This window comes from Marinobacter changyiensis (assembly GCF_009193265.1).
GTDB classification, from domain to species: domain Bacteria; phylum Pseudomonadota; class Gammaproteobacteria; order Pseudomonadales; family Oleiphilaceae; genus Marinobacter; species Marinobacter changyiensis.
In genome coordinates, this window is the sequence record NZ_VZZZ01000001.1 from 374,731 (window position 1) to 391,638 (window position 16,908).

Consider the following 16,908-nt stretch of genomic DNA (forward strand, 5'->3'; position numbering starts at 1 on the left):
GCGCGCCAATCAGGGCGCGCAGAAGTTACGGGGCTTGGCATTCCGTCAAAATCTCATTCAGTTGCAGTGGGCTTTTGACGTATCGATTACTGACGGTTGTAACCCATTATGTTGAAACGCCCTGTATTGCAGTCTGCTGCCATCGGCCTCGTTGCCCTCGCGGCTTTCGCTATGGCGTCCAATGAACCGGCCTTCCCGCTCCAGAATACCCCCTTGACCGGCGGCGAAGGAACCGTAGAGCAGTTTGACCACAACGCTTATTCCTTGCCCCAGGGCAACCTGTCGATGACCAGGCGACTGGATTTCAGTGTCGGCAACAGCTTCTTCCGCAATCCCTGGGTGGAAGCCCCGGCCAGCACCGATGCCCGGGACGGACTGGGCCCGCTGTTCAACACCAACTCCTGCCAGGGCTGTCACATCAAGGACGGTCGGGGCCACCCACCCGGTATCGATGCCCCCTCGGTCTCCTTGTTTCTGCGCCTGGCCGTACCTGCCGACCCCGAGACAGACGCGGAACTGCTGCGCCGACACGGCTTCAAACCCGCTCCGGTTTACGGTAGCCAGCTTCAGACCGCCGCCATTTCCGGCATGAAACCGGAAGCCGAGATGTTGTTAACCTGGGCGCCATTCATCGCAACCCTCGGGGATGGCATCAGGGTGGAGCTGCACAAACCGGTGTATGACATCGCCAAACCGAATTACGGCCCGCTGCCGGAAGATCTTCAGATCTCGCCCCGGGTAGCGCCGCCAATGATTGGACTCGGGCTGCTGCAAGCCGTCCCGGAAACCGATTTGCTTGCCCAGGCGGACCCGAATGACCGTAATGGCGACGGTATCTCCGGCAGCATCAACCGGGTGTGGGACAGAGCCCGGGAACAGACGGTAGTGGGTCGGTTTGGCTGGAAAGCGGCCGAACCCAACATCCATCAGCAGAGCCTGGGTGCCTTTGCCGGTGACATGGGCCTTACATCAAGCCTTCATAGCCACACCGATTGCACACCAGAACAGAAGTGCGGGCGGTTTGCTAATGGCGGAGAGCCGGAGGTTTCCGACAAGGTAGCAGGCTTTATCACCTTTTATGCCAGCAGCCTGGCAGTACCTGCGCGTCGCAACATGGCAGACCCGGACGTGCAGCAAGGCGCCAAACTCTTCAGCCAGACCGGCTGTGCCGCCTGCCACACTCCACGGCACACCACCGGCCAGGTCGCCGGCCGGCCGGATCTGAGCGACCAGACCATCTGGCCCTATAGCGATCTGCTCCTGCATGACATGGGCGACGCCCTGGCTGATGGCCGCGACGAGTTTCTTGCCGATGGCAACGAATGGCGCACTCCGCCCCTGTGGGGCATCGGCTTGGCGCAAACCGTCAACCCCCGCGCCGGCTTCCTGCACGATGGCAGAGCCCGGTCACTGGAAGAGGCCATTTTGTGGCACGGGGGCGAGGCCGAAAAATCCCGGGAACAGTTCAAGGCGCAGCCCGCGACTGAACGCGCCGCGCTGATGGCGTTCCTGAAATCACTGTAGCGAGCACATTCTTCACCATGACATCACTCCAAACCGGATTCGTCCGCGCGCTGATTACATCGATGATTATGGCTACTCTCTCGCCATGGGCATTTGCCAGCGCCGGGGAATCACGTGAACGCTGGCATACGGCAATAGGAGATGGCTATGGTGCCCCGGCATCCCAATCCGGAGCTTTGGAGAGCAAGGCCAGCAGCTTCTGCGCTCAACCCACGGCGGAATCAAGAGCCACCCTGGAGCAACATTGGCGCTCCGCTTTCGGGGCCTGGCAAGCAGTCCGGTTCGTGGATTTTGGTCCGGTTGAGCAAAACACTCTGACCTAGCAATTCCAGTTCTGGCCAGACCCGAAGAACCTGGTTGCCCGCAAGGCAGACCAGTTGCTGAAATCGGAAGCAAACCCGGACGCCGTCAACCAATCACCTTTTCGCTGGGACAATCATCTCATCTAGTTCGTGCCTGACTCCTTGATCTGTTGGGTCTATTGGGTCCAGCGACACAGGATATTAGCGGTTTGCGGGCAACCACCTTCAACAATCCACGCTTCGCTATTATATTTTGCGCTACCGCCATTAGTGCAACCTTGGGGTTCACTGCTATTGTGGAGAAGTCGTTCAGTTGTTTGGGTGTTCACGACTGGCGGCGGAATGTGCCCTAACACCGGGCGGAGATGTGAAATTGCCCGGGGCTATCCCAGATTTTACATTGATCTACATTTGAACCGCTCACTCCACACTGAGCAATGGCACGGGTCTTTACAGAAGGGATTGATTTCCACTGCAACAATCCGTAAAAAGTGAGCCCTTAGATGATCGCCCGAACAGCCCCTGCGCCCTGCTTGGCGTTTTGGCAGGCAAAATTATTCGCACGCGAACCAGAACACCGCTATCGTTTCATCAAAGAGCAGTTATGAGATCATCCAATAAAGGTTACCCGACGAACCGGTTTCAGGAGTAACTCATGGCGGAGAACGCGCCTTTAATCTGCAAGGATATTTACAAGAGGTTTGACCAGCTTGAAGTGCTCAAGGGCGTTTCGCTGGAAACCTGCAAGGGAGATGTGGTCTCCATGATCGGCAGCTCCGGCTCCGGGAAGAGTACTTTTTTGCGCTGCATCAACCTGCTCGAAACACCTACATCTGGCGAGGTTATTGTGCACGGTGACCCAATCCGGTTCAAAACCAACCGTAAAGGCGAGCGTGTTCCGGCCGACAACAAGCAGGTAGAACTGATCCGCGCCAAGCTTTCCATGGTGTTCCAGAGCTTTAATATGTGGTCACACATGACGGTACTGGAAAATATCATTGAGGCGCCCATTCATGTCCTCAAAGTCCCCCGCAAGGAAGCCATCGAGCGGGCGGAGGCCTATCTTCACAAAGTCGGAATATACGAGCGCAAGGACTACTACCCCGCCCAGATGTCCGGCGGTCAGCAACAGCGTGCCGCCATCGCCCGGGCCCTGGCGATGGAACCAGAGGTGATGCTGTTTGATGAGCCAACGTCAGCGCTTGATCCGGAGCTGGTCGGTGAGGTTCTCAGGGTAATGCAGAGTCTGGCCGAAGAAGGCCGCACGATGATCGTGGTCACCCACGAAATGGCGTTTGCACGGGATGTTTCCACAAAGGTCCTGTTCTTGCATCAGGGCGTGATTGAGGAACAGGGACCGCCTGACAAGGTTTTTGATCACCCTGACTCCGAGCGTATGAAACAGTTTCTCGCACCCAACTTCTGAAAACGAAGCCGTGAACACCCGGGCTGTGTTTTCACGGGGGCGACGCATGGTGCGCCGGATGCTATCTTGATCACAGGCTTGGCAGGCTGACCTACCCGCAAATTCGGGTTCCTTGCAAGGTAAGAAAATGGCGCTGGAAACACGCCGATAATAAAGCCAAATGGCAAACAACTGGAGAAGTGACACATGAAAAAACTGATTGTTGCAGCAAGCTGCGCACTCGCCCTGGTCACCGGGAGCCTTCAGGCAAAAGAGTGGACGGAAATCCGTATCGCATTTGACGTGCCTTACGAGCCGTTCGAATACCGCACCCCGGAAGGCGAACTCACCGGCTTTGAGGTTGAGCTTGCCACCGCCATGTGTGAAGAGATGGGAGCCAAGTGTGAGTTTGTCGAACAGGCATGGGATGGCATGATTCCGGGACTGCTGGCCCGCAAATTCGATGCCATTATGTCTTCAATGTCGATCACGCCTGAGCGGGCGGAACGGGTTCTGTTCTCCGAAGCTTACTACAACACCCCGGGCGCCTGGTTTGGCCGGGAAAGCGTAGACGTTGACGTTACGGATATGGACGCCATGAAAGGCCTGGAAGTCGGCGTTCAGCGCGGTACCACCATGGATACCTACGTCACTGAAAACATGAGCGGCATCGTCAACATCAAGCGTTACACTACCGCCGATGACATGGTGCTTGACCTTGAAGGCGAGCGCCTGAACCTGGTGTTTGTGGACTACCCGGTTGGCGAGCAAACCATTCTGACCCGGGATGGGTTCAAACAGGTCGGTGAGCCGGTCAAATTGGGCGAGGGTGTGGGTGTAGCCATGCGTCAGCGTGATACCGACCTGGCTGAGCAGATCAACGCGGCCCTGGACACACTGAAAAACGATGGCACTTACGACACCATCATGAAGAAGTACTTCGAGTACGACATCAAGATGTAAATCCTCAGCGGCTGTCGACGGCGACTCTGGTTGACGTCGACAGCCCTGATACGGGACTTCCCAATGCTCGACTTGAAGGGCTACGGCCCGGCTTTAATAGAAGGCGCCTTCGTAACGATCGAGCTGGCGTTTCTCTCACTCGCCCTTGCCCTCTTTCTGGGACTCATCGGCGCTGCCTCCAAACTGTCCCAGAACCGCGTATTGCGCGGCGGTGCAACCGTTTATACAACCCTCATCCGCGGTGTGCCTGACCTGGTTATGATGCTGCTGTTCTATTACGGCGGGCAAGTTGCCGTGAACAATCTTTCAGATTTTATTTACGACACTTACGGTGTCGACTTCTTCTTTCAGTTTGATCCCTTTATTGCCGGCGTACTGACGATCGGACTGATTTTCGGCGCTTATATGACCGAAACCTTTCGCGGTGCTTTCCTGGCGGTTGATGAAGGCCAGATTGAAGCTGCCAAAGCTTACGGCTTTACCCGCTGGCATACCTTCCGCAGGATAATGATCCCCCAGATGATGCGCCACGCACTGCCCGGGCTTGGCAATAACTGGCAGGTGCTGCTCAAGACGACCGCCCTGGTATCCATCATCGGGCTGACTGACATGGTCCGCGTCGCGGAGCAGGCCGCAAAAGCCGAACGCTCTCCGTTCCTGTTCTTTATTCCGGTAGCGCTTGTATACCTGTTGATTACAGCGGGCTCGGAGCTTTTCATCAAATGGCTCAACAAGCGGGCCAATGCCGGCGTAATCCAGGGAGACTGACACCATGCCCGAAATGATCGCCGAATGGCTGAATCAGAATGAAATTTTTACCGCGACGACCCTGCTGCATTACTGGGGGGGTCTGGTAACCACCGTTCAGCTGGTGTTTCTTTCGTTACTGCTCGGACTGATTCTTGCAGTCCCGCTGGCGATTCTGCGTACCGTAAAAAACCCCTTCGTATCCGGTCCGATCTGGTTCTATACCTACCTGTTCCGGGGCACCCCGTTGCTGATCCAGCTCTACGTCATCTACTACGGCATTGCACAGATTGAGGGCATTCAGGATACCTTCTGGTGGGAAATTTTCCGGGCGGCATTCTATCCCGCGTTACTCGCCTTCACGCTGAACACGGCAGCCTACACAACTGAAATCCTGCGCGGAGCCATCGTCGCGACGCCCCAGGGCGAGATCGAAGCTGCCAAGGCCTATGGTATGTCCTGGCTGATGCGGATACGGCGGATCGTGCTGCCAAGTGCAGCCCGCCGGGCGGTGCAGGCCTATGCCAACGAAGTGATTTTCATGCTGCACGCCAGCGCCATCGCCAGCGTGGTCACCATTGTTGATCTGACCGGTGCGGCCCGGGACATCTACTCACGATTCTACGCGCCTTTCGATGCCTTTATTGCCGTTGCCCTGATCTACATGGTGCTGACGTTTGCACTTGTTTACGGCTTCAAGCGCCTGGAGCACCGGTTGCTCAGACACCTGCGGCCCGTGGGAGGCTGAACCCGGTGTCCTGGTATGACGATCTCTTCGAAGGCGAAACCGACTGGCTCGCGCATACACTGGCATTTGCCGGGCAGGTGACGCAACCTGCCTCTGTTGTCATGGCAGATGGCACCCGTATTGAACGTTCAGGTATCGGCGTGCTGCGTCTGACACCGGCACAGCCGGAGATTGATGAGCGCTTGATTGTCTCCGCCGGGGTACACGGGAACGAGACTGCCCCTATCGAGGTTCTTAACCGTCTGGTTAACGGCTTACTCTCCGGTGAGTGGGCACTGAGACAGGAAGCTCTGCTGATTCTGGGCAACCCTTGTGCAATGGTGGCCGGCAGCCGGTTTGTTGAGCATAATCTGAACCGCCTGTTCAGCGGTGCTCACCAGAAAGCCCCATACGCTGGTAGCGAAGAAGCCCGTCGAGCCGCATGGCTGGAGTCCCTCTGCCGGGAGTTCTCGGAGCCGGCGGTGGCCGTTGTCCATTACGACTTGCACACCGCCATCAGGCCCTCGAAGCGGGAGAAATTTGCGCTTTACCCCTTCGTTCCCGGCCGCAAGGTCCCCAACCGGCAACTGGCGTTCCTGGCGGAGTCAGATGTTGCCACTTTGCTGCTGCAGCATCAGGCGGGCACCACCTTCGCCTCGTTTTCTTCCACCGAACTTGGCGCCGAAAGCTTCACCATCGAACTTGGACAGGTTCGACCCTTCGGGCAGAACGACCTGACCCGTTTTGCGGGTATCGAGGCCAGCCTGAAAGCCTTGCTGAGTCAGCAGCCCATAGTGACCGAATCCGATGGCGGTATGGCCGATATGGCAGTGTTTGAAGTGGTGGAGGAAATTATTAATACCGGTGACAGTTTTCGCTTCCACGTGCCGGATGACGTCGCCAACTTCACCGAGTACCCCCCCGGTAAAGTGATCTGGGAAGACGACACCCGCTGCTACCGGGTAGGTGATCAGGCCGAAGCGATTGTGTTCCCTAACCCCAATGTTCCGGTGGGGCAGCGGGTGGGGTTGATGGTGCGGCGGACGCCACTGCTTCGCGACTGAAGTCGCTCCTACCAATGCCCGACGCCCGTAGGAGCGGTTTCAACCGCGATCCCAACTCTCGACAATCACCTCATTTCGCGACTGAAGTCGCTTCTACAGTTTGTTGGTGCGGGTTGCTTCTGGGTTCCGGGGCGCGGATCACCATTCGGCATAGTGCGGGTACCACCAGCAGCGTTAACACCGTTGAGGCCAGGAGCCCCGAGATGATGGCCCAGGCCATCGGCGGCCACAGGGTTGAACTGGAGAACGCCAGCGGCAACAGCCCGGCAACGGTGGTGGCGGTGGTCAGCAATATCGGTCGGGTTCGCTGCTCGACGGCGATCCTGACGGCATCCGCTATGTTGGCACCGGCCTCAAGCTGTCGGTCCATCACATCCAGCAACACTATAGCGTTGTTGACCACAATACCGACCAGAGCGATGACGCCCAGCAGGGACTGGAAACCGAACGGTGAGCCGGACAATACCAGCCCCGGGAAAATGCCCACCGTTGCCAGCGGTACCGTGAGCAGGATTATCCCCACCCGACGGAATGAGTTGAACTGCAGCAGCAGGAAAAATAACAGCAGCAGAATGCCAACCGGTGCAGTGGTGAGGATAGCGCTGTTGGCGTCCCCGGAACCCTCGGCATCACCGCCGTATTCAATGCGTGAGCCCGCTGGCAGTGGCTTGTTTGCCAGAGTTTCTTCCAGGCTGGCCAGCACGTCACTGAAACTGTGGCCCTCTCCGAGATTGGATGTCACGGTGTTCACCGGAACACCGTTCCGGAGGTAGCGGGCAGCAGGCTCCCAGGTGGTCTCCGTGGTTGCCAGTGCTGACAGCGGCACGGCTTCGCCCCGGTCGTTATAGATATTGATCGACAGTAGCCGAGACAGCGATAAATCGGTCCCCTCCCGTGACCGCAGTACCATCGGAATCGGGTCTTCTTCCTGGCGATACTGTTCCGCCACCACACCAAAACTCTGGCCATAGAGACTCTGGGCCACATCCGACCGATTCACTCCATAGCGGGCGGCAATACCGTCATTCACGTTGATCGCAATGCTCGGCACCCCGAGATCCCGGTCATGCCGGACATCGACGGCGCCCGGGCTATGGCGCAGGGCCTGGTAGACCTGCTCCGTGGCTTCCGCCCGCTGCTCGTCGTTGACATGATAAACACGAACCTCCACCGGCGCAGCCCGTGGCGGCCCCTGCCCCAGAACACCGACCGTCAGGTCCAGCTCGGGCATTTCTGTGGCGGCGTAATTGCGAATCCACCGCACCAGCCCGCCGGTAGCCTCAAGATCTGGAGTCTCCACCACCAGTCGCCCCCGGTTTGGTGCTTGCGGATAACGCAGCAGATTGTAGTAAAAACTCGGGCCGGTAAACCCCACGAACCGATGGACTTTCACGGTCTCGGATTGCGTCCGGATCGCCCGCTCCAGACGTTCGGAGACTTCGGAGGTACGGGATTGATGCGTACCCTCGGGCATGTACATCTCAACGATAACCTGGGGCCGGTCGGCATTGGGGAAAAACTGCAGCTTCAGAAAGGGGGTTAACAACAGACTGGCGGCTACCATCACAGCACTGGCAATCACCAGCGTTTTCGGCATGGTCGAGACCAGTCGCCCCAGCGTTTCGGCCAGGCCCGCCATCCGGTCCCGGGTACCAAGCTGCCGCGGTCTCAGAAACCGGGCCGCCAGCAAGGGCACAACGGAAATTGCCAGCAAATAGCTGACCGATAGCGTCAACATGATCATTACCGGGATGCCCCGGGTGAAATCGGCGGTGCCGCCCTTGGACAACAGCAACGGCGCAAATGCAGCAAGGGTTGTACCCGTCGAGGCCCCCAGCGGCCCAGCGAGTTCCCGAATGGCGCCGGCAAGAGAGTCCAGGCGCTCAAATCCCTGGTCAAGCCGGGTCTGGATATTTTCCACCACCACAATCGCGTTATCGATCAGAATACCAAGGGAGATTACCATGCCGATCACCGCGATCTGATGCAGCACTCCGCCACCGAAATCATAAAGACCAATACTGATCAGCGTGACCATGGGCAGAATGGAAGCGACCAGTAGGCCCATTCGAAGCCCCATACCGAGGAAAACCACCGCAATGATAATGGCGACACTCGCCAACAGGCTCCAGGCCAGGTTGTCGAGCCGGTCGGATACCTGATCGGGCTGGAAGAACATTTCCTCTACCGCGAACGGCGCAATCTCCGGTCGAATCCTGTCGAGATGCGCGCGGATGTTCCGGCCGAAACTGATGGCATCGGTTGAGCCCTCGCGCATGATCACCGAGACCAGCACAACGCGCTCGCCATCGGCCCAGGTTTCCGGTTCACGGGGTTCGGCAGGGCCTCGCCAGATGTCGGCAGCGGCCGCCAGTGGCACCTGACTGCCGTCGGGCAACGCAATCGGCGTGGCGCGGATAGCATCAAGGTCAGCAAATTCGCTGTTGGGTAGAATCGACAGCCGGCGCCCGTCCGACACCACAAAACCACCCGGTGTTATCTGGTTGCGGTTGGCCAGGGTGTTCAACACGGCCGCCGGGGAAATACCCAGACGATAGAGCGCGGCATCATCCAAAGCCAGGGTAATCTGTTCGCTTACATCCCCTTCCAGTTCCACACGGGAAACCCCCGGCACGCTAGACAGGGCATGTTTCACTTTTTCTGCGGCGGCACTCAAGGCTGTGACCGAAGGCGACCCCCCCACTGCCAGCACCACGGCCGGAATATCAATCAGGCGGTCATCGAGGGCCATTTGACCCACGCCTTCGGGGAATTCCGACCGGGCCCGATCCATCGCCTGACGCACCCGGTCCCACGCGGCATCGGTATCGTAAATGCTGTCCTCAAGACGAATCCGGACCAGCGCCACACCGGTGCGGGCCGTTCCGGACGCTACATTCACCTCTTCAACCTGCAGCAGTTCATCCGCCAACGGCCTTAAGACCAGCCGCTCCACTGCGTCGGCGCTGGCGCCCGGGTAATTCACTGAAATCAGGCCGGCCCGCTGGGGAAATGAGGGGTCTTCCTGTCGGGGCATGGTGTTATAGGCCGCGTAACCCAGCAGGCACAGCATGACCACAACCATCCCGAGCAACCGGCGGCAGCCCAGAAGTGCACGGATCATTGCAGAATCTCCACCGCATCACCATCAGCAAGCCGGGTCAGACCCGCGTATACCACCTGGTCTCCTTGCTCGAGGCTTTCCGAAGATACCACCACCTGCTCACCGATGATTCGGTGCACGGTCACCGGCACCCGTTGTGCGTACCCATCCGTAATGCGAAAAATACTGTTGCCTCCGGTTGCCTGCATCACCGCCAGCACCGGCACACTGATCTCACCCTGAACGTTCGGCACGATACCTACTTCTACCGGCTCCCCGGGTTGGAGCGTGTTCTCCGGCAGGCTAACCAGCACTGGATGCAACTCGCCCCGCACCGACCCTGCCTGGGCAATTTCTGTCACACTGCCGGTGACCGGCACTGCACCCCGGGTTTGCACTGACCACACCGGCATCAGCTGACCCAGGGAGACCTGATTCAGAAGAAACGCCGGAATACGAACCTCCACTTCCCGGCCATCCGGCGATGACAGCCGCACCACAGGCTGGCCCGCAGCCACAAACTCGTCCTTTTCCACCAGCAGGGCCTCAACCCGGCCTCCAAACGGCGCTCTCAGAATGCTTTCATCAAGCATATGGTTGGCTTCTGCCAGCGCGGCTTCAGCTGTGGCAACACTTGCAAGCAAGCCATCCCGACGGGCTGCCAGCTGTTCCAGGGCCTGCACTGACACCACGCCTTTCTCCTGCAGCTGACTGGAGCGGTCCCATTCCCGCTGGGACTGATCAAGCTGCGTGGAGAGTTCTTTCAATCGCGCCCGGGCCGAGGCTCTGGCAGGCTCCAGGCCGGGGTTATATAAACGGGCCAGAACATCCCCAGCCTCGACCCTTTCACCCAGTTCAATGGACCGCTCGACCAGATTCCCGCTGATCTGGAACGTCAGTGTCGCCCGTTGGCGAGCCTGTACAATGCCGGAAAACCGCAGTGGCTCCGCGACCTGGGTACCCATTGAAACCGGTGCGGTCCGGACGGTTACCGGCCTTTGTTCCGGTACCTGGGCTGACTCTGTGGGGCCGCAGGCTGCCAGCAAAAGAAGGGACAAGGCGCCCAATGCCAATGCGAATGGGTGTTGGATCTGTTTCATGACCTGAATCTCTCTGTGACTCTCCGTGGCTATTTCCTTACCTCCCTCCCTGGCCTTGCGCTTCATCCCTGCTTGCCCTTTTTCGCCCAATGGTTAATGATTCACTCATTGACAGACATAATGTCATTCTTTGACACTTTGTCAATTACTATGTTTTAACGGCCACAGCGCTGTGCCCGGACCCATTACAGGAACCCTGAAAAAGCCATGGCAAATGAACTGAAGTCCCGTAGGGAGCAGGAAAAGCAGGCACGCTATGACGCCATTCTGGATGCCGCTGAATTGGTCTTCTCGGAAAAGGGATACGAGCGCACCTCCATGGATGACATTGCACGTACCGCCAACCTCAGCCGGGCGCTACTGTATGTGTACTTCAAGGATAAGTCAGCCATTCAGCGCGGCATCATGTTGCGGGCCGGGGAAAGTCTGCGCCAGCGCTTCGCCCGGGCCTGCCTGGACGCGGAGAATGGGCTGCAGCAGATCGGCGCTATTGGCCGTGCTTACTACCGCTTCTATCTGGAACAACCCGACTATTTCGCCGCCCTGACCAAAGCCGCTACTGCCATACAGGACGCGGATGAAGCTCAGGCGGAACAGATGTCAGGCTGTGACAACGAAACCATGCAACTGATGGTTCAGTCGATACAGGTGGGACTGGAAGACGGCACGCTATGCCGGGAAAGGATCCAGGATCCCCTGCAAACCGCCCTCTATTTGCGAGGAGCACTCCATGGCGTGATCATGCTGTGCCAGCAGGAAATGTCAGAACCGGGGCCGCTGGCCGACTACCCCAGCGAACAGCTTATCCAGCACACCCTGACGATGCTGATGTCATCGATCGCAGCCTGATCTGAAATCCGGCATCGGCGATCGCCTCATTTCGCGACTGAAGTCGCTCCTACAAAACCCGACCTCGCAGGGGCTGTTTCAGCGCTGGAAATCGTAAATCGAGCCCAGGCCCAGGATGCCCGTTAGCTCATCGAGGGCGTGACGGCTTTCCTCCAGCAGCATGGGGTCCGCCAGATCGGCCTGGCTTAACTCGTCCCGGTAGTGCCCCTGAACCCAGATACTTAACCGTTCGAACAAGGCGTCGTCCATCAGCACGCCTTGATGCATGGCGTTGAGCTCGTCATCCATGAGCGCGACCCTCAGCCGCAGGCAAGCAGGTCCGCCGCCATTGCGCATGGATTGCTTGACGTCGAACACCTCAACCGACGTGATGGGGCCGCCAGCAGCCACAAGGCCATCCAGGAAGTTACTGACCGAGGCAATCTCCCGACACTCTCCGGGCACCGCCAGCATCATGCCGCCCTCGGGCGTGGATAGCAGCTGACTGTTAAACAGGTAGGATGCCACCGCATCCGACAGCGGCACATCAGATTCCATCACCTTGATGGCCTGCAGCTCAGCGCCGTGCAGCCGGGCCCGGACATCGGCCAGCAGGCGTTTTTCATCCAGGAACGCTTGTTCATGGTAGAACAGCACATTGCCGTTACCGACCGCGATTACGTCATTGTGGAACACGCCCGAATCAATGGCCGCCGGATTCTGCTGGGCGAAGACCACGTGGTTATCCGTCAAGCCATGCAGCCGGGCAATGGCCTGGGACGCTTCCAGGGTCTGACGGGCGGGGAAACGCACAGGCGCGGGCCGGGACTCGTCGAATGCGGCCTGGCCGTAGACAAACAGCTCTACTCCCGGCGCACCGTGGGAAGCGCACAGCCGGGTGTGGTTGGCCGCACCCTCATCCCCGAACTGGCTCACCGACGGCAAGGCTTTGTGGTGCGCAAAGTAGGCTTCGTCACTGAAAATTGAGCCCAGTGCCCGCCCGGTCACCACGTGCTCGATGGAGCGGTGGAACTTGGCACTGAGGTTGGCGGGGGTAAAGTGAACCCGATGATCTGCGGTGTCGGCACTGGCGGACACTGTCGCTGCATTGGCGGTCCACATGCTGGAAGCAGAGGCAACCGCCGCCAGCACGACCGGATTCTGCTCCGCCACAGCCTTGAGTATGTCGGCGTCTGAACCGGTAAATCCGAGCGCTTTCAGGGTCGGGATGTGAGGCCGTTCATGGGGCGGCAGAATGCCCTGGACATAGCCCCGGCCCGCCAGCCTTTTCATCTTCTGCAGCCCCTGCAGAGCCGCCTCTCGAGGATTGGCCACCGCATGCACATTGGACCTGGAAGCCACATTGCCCCAGGACAGGCCCGCGTAATTGTGGGTCGGGCCGACCAGGCCGTCGAAATTGGCTTCAATTGCGTGTCTAGGCATGGTGCAGATCCCGATCAGTCAATGTGTTCTCGACGCCCGTGTCAGTCAAAGTGGAGACCCGGGGCCAGGTTGGCTGGCAACTCGCTCTTTTTGGCTTCCAGCGAGGCCATCGGCCAGGCGCAATAGTCCGCCGCATAGTAAGCACTGGCGCGATGGTTACCGCTGGCACCTACGCCACCAAAAGGCGCCGCACTGCTGGCGCCGGTCAGGGGGCGGTTCCAGTTCACGATGCCAGCCCGCACCTCTTCCACCACGCGCTCATACAAAGCCCGGTCATCAGTCAGGATGCCGGCAGAGAGGCCGTAGCGGGTGTCATTGGCCAACGCCAGAGCGTCATCAAAACTGTGGTAGCGGTATACCTTCAGCAAGGGGCCGAAGAACTCCTCATCTGCTGTTTCGATGCCGGTGACATCGACTATGCCCGGTGACAGCAACGCCGTCCCGGCTTTCACTCTCTTCATCTCAAGCAGGCTGGTGCCTCCGGCCTCAATCAGTGCGGCCTGGGCCTCCAGCAGCTTGTCGGCTGCCTCCACCGACACCACCGAACCCATAAACGGCTGAGGTTCCGCATCGAAGGCCCCGACCTTGATCCGGCCGGCAACCTCCACCAGCCGTGCCAGCACTTTGTCGCCTTTCTGCCCACGAGGAATGAGCAGCCGACGGGCGCAGGTACAGCGCTGGCCAGCGGACAGGAAGGCGGACTGCAGGGCATGATGGACCGCTCCGTCAATATCTGAAACATGTTGGATAATCAGCGGGTTATTACCCCCCATTTCCAGCGCCAGAATCTTCTCTGGCTGGCCGCCGAACTGCTGATGCAGCCGGTGTCCCACATTGGAGCTGCCAGTAAAGAACAAGCCGTCAATACCCGGGTGGCCTGCCAGCGCGACCCCGGTGTCCCGGCCGCCCTGCGCGAGGTTGATAACCCCGTTGGGCAGGCCAGCCTTGAGCCACAGGCGCACCGTCATCTCCGCCACTCCGGGTGTAAGCTCGCTTGGCTTGAAGACCACCGTATTGCCCGCCAGCAAGGCCGGCACAATATGGCCATTGGGCAGATGACCGGGAAAATTATAGGGGCCGAACACCCCGACCACGCCATGGGGCCGGTGGCGCACCACCGCATGGCCGGCGGCCACATCGGACTCAGTATGGCCGGTGCGGTCATTGTAAGCCTGAATGGAAATGGCAATCTTGCCGATCATCGCCGCGACTTCCGTGCGGGACTCCCACAATGGCTTACCGGTTTCGAGACCAATCTGGTGGGCCAGGGTTTCTTTTTCAGCTTCAAGTTGCGCACCAAACTTTTCGATAATAGCCCGACGCTCGTCAAACGACTGGCGACGCCAGTCGGGAAAAGCCTTACGGGCGGCCCTGACAGCAGCATCTACATCCTCAAGGCTGGCACTTTCGCCCTCCCAGGTCGTTTCACCGGTCACCGGCTGGACCGACTCAAACAAAGGCCCGTGGCCTTCCAGCCAAAGCCCGTTGATAAGAAGTTCACCGATCAGTTTAATGGTCATTTCTGCACCTCCCGGGCATTTGAATCAGCATGGTTGCGACGCACGTTCAGTTCAGTGGGCTACCATCTGTATTGGTGATCGGCCAGCGTCTTTCAAGGGTGCAAGACGAACCAGGTCACCGGAGGACACATCCAGCGCCTCGGCCACTTCGGCTGGAATACTGACGGTATCGGGCTTGATACACTGCATCGGAATCGTGGTCACTCTGAAATCCCGGAACGAACGATTGGAGATCATCACCCGTTCTTCGGCTGGCACCTCCAGATTGATCGGCTTGCGGCTTATCAGCACATGGCGATTCAGGCTCTCCCGAACGGTGCGAATGTTGTGAATAAAGGCTTCGACTAACGGCCCGCCATCAAAGATATCCACCAGCCCGTTGAAGTTGAAACCCTCGGACTGAAGCATTTTCAGGGCCGGCGCCGTGTTGTCGTGAACCCGTCCAATCACCGCCCGGGCGGCACCGGGCAGCAACGGCAGATAAATGGGGAATTTGGGCATCAGCTCGGCAATAAACGATTTGTTGCCTACCCCCGAAAGATAGTCCGCCTGACTGAACTCCATGTCGAAGAAGCGGGCGCCCAGCGCATCCCATAGCGGGCTACGGCCGCTCTCATCGGATACCCCGCGCATTTCTGCAAACACCTTCTCCGAAAAGTGGCGTCTGAAATCATCAAGATACATGAAGCGGCAGCGCGACAGCAGCAGGCCACTGCCGCCCTTGCGATGGGTGTCGGACAACAGCAGCGAGCAGATCTCTGTGGTATCCGTCATATCATTGGAAAGGTGCAGCGTTGGCGTACGCACATGCACTCCCAGCTCCCGGGATGCGTTTACCGTGGTACTGAGTCGGTAGTTGTAAAACACCTCCTCCAGGCCCACCCGGGCTTCAATACCACTGATACCAACGCACTGCTTCAGCTCGGTGTCTTCCAGGGCAAACAGGTACATACCCGCTTCCGGGGCGCAGCGCTGATTAAAGGTCTCCTGGGCCCGGTTGATTTTCCCGGCCAGGCGGTCCTTGTTGGCAGGCAAAGAGGTGAGGCCTTTGCCTGCGGACTTTGCCATCCGGTAAAGATCATCAAGATCGGTTTCCTGCAGGGGACGAATAATCAACATGTCTGGTCCTCAAAATTCAGGCTCATAATGGCACCACCAGCAGCTCATCGCCATGACTGCAGTTGAGCTGGGTTTGAAGTGTGACCGGCATTTTAACGGTTTCAACCAGGCCCTCACTGAGCACTGACAGCACGCAGCGAAAGGCTTCACCCTCGCCGATACTCACCAGGTAGACATCACCACGAATTTCCTCACCGGTACGCAGGGTCTTGCGATGGCTGCCAATCACGCTGCGCAGCATATCTGTGCGTGCTTCCAGCACCGGGCCACCATCAAAAATATCCACATAGTTACCGATCTGAAAACCCTCTCTATCCAGCAGATCGCAGGTCTGGGCAGCCATTGCGTGTGGCTGACCGAGGGCGGCCTGAGCGGCATCGGTCAGCAACGTGACGTATATCGGATTGGGCGGCATCAGCTCCGCTATAAAGGTCTTGCTCAGGGCGCCGGAATGGGCGTCGGCGGTTTCAAAATCCATGTTGAAGAAGTGGCGACCCAGGCTGTCCCAGAACGGCACAGCTCCGGATTCCAGCTGCACGCCCTGGATTTCCACCGCCATCAGCTTGGCAAACAATGCCCGGTGGCGGGCAACAAACAGCAGTCTGGCCCGTGACAGCAGCTCAAAAGCTTCGGTGCCCCGCAACTCGGGCGCAATCATGAAGGAACACAACAGGGTACGATCGGTGAGCGCATGAGAGGGGTAAAGTACATCCACCCGGCTGGAAACCCCCAACTCGTGGGAGGCATGAATCAGAGCATCCCGCCGGTAATTATAAAACGGGTGACCACTGCCGGCACGGGCATCAATTCCGGCGGTACCGTGTACCTTGCCGGTTTTGGTATTTTCCAGCACGAACATCAGACGTTCATTGCCAGCCGTATCCGGTTCTCCCGCCAGCGAGCGGCGGGAGTACTCTATTTTTTCAGCGAGTTTGGCTTCATCCGCAGGAACGGTCGAGGACACTCGGGCCTTCAACGCCGACGCCAACGCCTTGATGTCGGGTAAATCTTTCAGCTGAGCCGGGCGAACAACCCACATGCCGATCACTCCTTTGTTTGCCGG

General features: G+C 58.7%; 14 protein-coding genes. 8 read left to right on the forward strand and 6 right to left on the reverse strand.

Annotated features, from left to right (window positions below):
* The first annotated feature begins 108 nt into the window (after window positions 1-108).
* The 7 genes from F6Y09_RS01920 (at window position 109) to astE (ending at window position 6,732) form a co-directional block, all read left to right on the forward strand.
* Window positions 109-1,524: a di-heme oxidoreductase family protein gene (locus F6Y09_RS01920; protein WP_152205235.1), complete on the forward strand. Its 1,416-nt coding sequence runs from the start codon at window positions 109-111 to the stop codon at window positions 1,522-1,524.
* Between the two features lie 17 nt (window positions 1,525-1,541).
* Window positions 1,542-1,847: an imelysin family protein gene (locus F6Y09_RS01925; protein WP_152205236.1), complete on the forward strand. Its 306-nt coding sequence runs from the start codon at window positions 1,542-1,544 to the stop codon at window positions 1,845-1,847.
* Window positions 1,848-2,481: 634 nt separating this feature from the next.
* Window positions 2,482-3,252, forward strand: coding sequence for an ABC transporter ATP-binding protein (locus tag F6Y09_RS01930; protein ID WP_152205237.1), 771 nt, complete (start codon window positions 2,482-2,484; stop codon window positions 3,250-3,252).
* Window positions 3,253-3,438: 186 nt separating this feature from the next.
* The gene (locus F6Y09_RS01935; RefSeq protein ID WP_152205238.1) at window positions 3,439-4,194 is read left to right on the forward strand and encodes a transporter substrate-binding domain-containing protein; all 756 of its coding nucleotides are present in this window, start codon (window positions 3,439-3,441) and stop codon (window positions 4,192-4,194) included.
* Between the two features lie 63 nt (window positions 4,195-4,257).
* Window positions 4,258-4,962, forward strand: coding sequence for an ABC transporter permease (locus F6Y09_RS01940; RefSeq protein ID WP_152205239.1), 705 nt, complete (start codon window positions 4,258-4,260; stop codon window positions 4,960-4,962).
* Between the two features lie 4 nt (window positions 4,963-4,966).
* On the forward strand, window positions 4,967-5,689 hold the full coding sequence (locus F6Y09_RS01945; RefSeq protein ID WP_152205240.1) for an ABC transporter permease: 723 nt from the start codon (window positions 4,967-4,969) through the stop codon (window positions 5,687-5,689).
* Between the two features lie 5 nt (window positions 5,690-5,694).
* On the forward strand, window positions 5,695-6,732 hold the full coding sequence (astE, locus tag F6Y09_RS01950) for a succinylglutamate desuccinylase (protein ID WP_152205241.1): 1,038 nt from the start codon (window positions 5,695-5,697) through the stop codon (window positions 6,730-6,732).
* 70 nt (window positions 6,733-6,802) lie between these two features.
* On the opposite strand, the gene F6Y09_RS01955 is transcribed toward astE, so the two are convergent.
* Both F6Y09_RS01955 and F6Y09_RS01960 read right to left on the reverse strand, forming a co-directional pair.
* Entirely contained in the window at window positions 6,803-9,856 is a 3,054-nt protein-coding gene (locus F6Y09_RS01955; RefSeq protein WP_152205242.1) for an efflux RND transporter permease subunit, read from the reverse strand.
* Window positions 9,853-10,935, reverse strand: a complete 1,083-nt coding sequence (locus F6Y09_RS01960) for an efflux RND transporter periplasmic adaptor subunit (protein WP_152205243.1) — start codon at window positions 10,933-10,935, stop codon at window positions 9,853-9,855. The genes F6Y09_RS01955 and F6Y09_RS01960 overlap by 4 nt, the downstream gene beginning before the upstream one ends.
* A 207-nt stretch (window positions 10,936-11,142) precedes the next feature.
* On the opposite strand from F6Y09_RS01960, the gene F6Y09_RS01965 reads away from it, so the two are divergent.
* Complete coding sequence (locus F6Y09_RS01965) at window positions 11,143-11,784, forward strand: TetR/AcrR family transcriptional regulator (protein WP_152205244.1); 642 nt, start codon at window positions 11,143-11,145, stop codon at window positions 11,782-11,784.
* Window positions 11,785-11,862: 78 nt separating this feature from the next.
* Here F6Y09_RS01965 and astB read toward each other — a convergent pair whose 3' ends face one another.
* From astB to F6Y09_RS01985, 4 genes are all read right to left on the reverse strand, one after another.
* Entirely contained in the window at window positions 11,863-13,206 is a 1,344-nt protein-coding gene (astB, locus tag F6Y09_RS01970; RefSeq protein ID WP_152205245.1) for an N-succinylarginine dihydrolase, read from the reverse strand.
* Window positions 13,207-13,247: 41 nt separating this feature from the next.
* Complete coding sequence (gene astD / locus F6Y09_RS01975; RefSeq protein WP_425481805.1) at window positions 13,248-14,711, reverse strand: succinylglutamate-semialdehyde dehydrogenase; 1,464 nt, start codon at window positions 14,709-14,711, stop codon at window positions 13,248-13,250.
* Between the two features lie 66 nt (window positions 14,712-14,777).
* Entirely contained in the window at window positions 14,778-15,845 is a 1,068-nt protein-coding gene (gene astA / locus F6Y09_RS01980; protein WP_152205247.1) for an arginine N-succinyltransferase, read from the reverse strand.
* A 22-nt stretch (window positions 15,846-15,867) separates the two neighbouring features.
* Window positions 15,868-16,884: an arginine N-succinyltransferase gene (locus F6Y09_RS01985; protein ID WP_152205248.1), complete on the reverse strand. Its 1,017-nt coding sequence runs from the start codon at window positions 16,882-16,884 to the stop codon at window positions 15,868-15,870.
* Window positions 16,885-16,908: the final 24 nt, after the last annotated feature.